Below are 1,763 nucleotides of genomic sequence, written 5' to 3'. Positions count from 1 at the left end.
ATTCGATCTCTAAAAAAGCACCCTTAATTGTCAATGTCTTAACTTAATGACATTGATGTAAATTAGGATTGGTCTTTTTTAGTCATTGAATAACTAAAGCAGCTACACCTGAATTAAATGGTGTTGCCATTGAAGTACTATTTATTATCATTTCCTGTTGAAATAATATCCACACCCGGAGCTGATACATCTGGCTTTAAAGTATAATCAGGAAGTGGTCCCCAAGAAGTAAAATCTGCCATGTCACTGTCTTCATCTTGTTCTGATTTTTCAGCCGCTACAGTAATGGCGTCTGGAGAGTCAGCAGGATCACCAATATCACCTGAATTAAATGGCTTGTAATTACCTAAATTTTAATTAGGATAATAGTCATTCTTATCAGAAACATTATTTGATGCATCAATTGATGCAGAATTACCATCGTTGGAGGCAGAAACGGAAATAACAACCCCATGATCAACAGCATAACGAATTGCTCTTTGATCGGCGTTATTCAAGTTGGGCACATTAGGTGCACTATTAAGAGATAGTGAAATCACATCAGCTTCAGCATTAACTGCATCATAGATCGCTTCGGCTACATCACCCGTAGTTCCATCATCACTAAAATACTTTAAGAACAATAGTTGAGCTTCTGGTGCTACTCCAACAACATATTCACCATTTTTATTATCGGGCTGACCATTAGCAGCAATAATTCCGGATACATGTTGGCCGTGAGAGCCATCTTTTACTGCATCTTGGTTATTTTCTTTAATTTGATCATCATCACCTGTGATCATGTTATGCACATAAGGAAACTTAGGACTTACGTAACGACCATGACCTAACTTCTTGATGATCTTTTCCATGTCTTCTTTAGAAAACTTAAGATTAGTGGGTGCAGTTTGGAAATCTTTATGACTTGGATCTGCTCCAGAGTCAATTACAGCTACAGCAATGCCTTCACCTTTATAACCTTGGTCCCATGCATCTTGAACGTTGCCTTTAATATGATCAGGTGTATTTACAGGTTGATTTTGACTTTCATAATAACCTTTATCAGTATCATCATCACCTACCGATTGATCTGGTGTATCTTGATCAGTTTGATCATCTCGTCTTCACCCTGCGTAGGTTGTTTTACTTGTTTTTGCTGTGCTTGATCAGTTTGCTTATTAGTCTCAACTTGTTCTGTCTTCACACCAGCATCAGCTTCAGCTGCTTGCGCTTTTCCAGTTGGCACAAACAAAACCACTGAACCTGAGGCTAACGCGATAACAGCGGCAGCAGTCCACTTATTCTTCATTCTGCCAAAATTAGTAGCACTTTTTTGCCGTGCTCTAACTCCAATTTCTTTTTAGCAGAAAAAACATAAGAATAATCTACCGAGTTATAGTTATCTTTTCCTTTCATTTAAATTCCTACAATTTAGCATAAAGTAATAAAAAATAGATTTGTATATTTGACCAATTTATAATCAAAAAGACGTTCATTTGTCTATTTATATAGAATAAAAAAGACATACTATAATCTAATATAAATGCATTAATAAACTAATATTAATCTCAATAGAAGATTGATCGATCACCATGAATAAATATTTGACTACTTAAGCCTCAAAAATTTAAATCCAGATGTTCTAATAGGCATCTGGATTTTTTATAACAAAATTTTTTTTATTTTTGCGATTTTTCTAGTCAAAACTTAGCATAAAAGTTATTATAGCAAGCTTTTGCACCATCTATTTTCTTTTTAAAAAAAGTTTTATTTTGCCCTTGCAT

The 1,763-nt window shown here is 34.7% G+C and carries 1 protein-coding gene and 1 pseudogene; both read right to left on the bottom strand.

Translation table 11 applies throughout. The features are described 5' to 3' along the window. Positions 1–137 precede the first annotated feature (137 nt). A pseudogene (locus tag CP368_RS09825) lies at positions 138–941 on the bottom strand (S8 family serine peptidase). Positions 942–1,057: 116 nt separating this feature from the next. Next, positions 1,058–1,288 carry a hypothetical protein gene (locus CP368_RS09820; protein WP_098036958.1) on the bottom strand — a complete coding sequence of 77 codons (231 nt, stop codon included), beginning with the start codon at positions 1,286–1,288 and terminating at the stop codon, positions 1,058–1,060. Positions 1,289–1,763 lie beyond the last annotated feature (475 nt).

Origin of the sequence: Lactobacillus sp. UMNPBX17 (genome assembly GCF_002553735.1) — a bacterium.
GTDB classification, from domain to species: Bacteria; Bacillota; Bacilli; order Lactobacillales; family Lactobacillaceae; genus Lactobacillus; species Lactobacillus gallinarum.
Note: the sequence above shows the minus strand (reverse complement) of the source record. Positions and strands in the feature narration are given on the sequence as shown.

What these genes read in the sequence shown, in the direction of transcription:
- CP368_RS09820 (WP_098036958.1), bottom strand. Translation starts at nt 1,288, where the DNA reads ATGAAGAATAAGTGGACTGCTGCCGCTGTTATCGCGTTAGCCTCAGGT.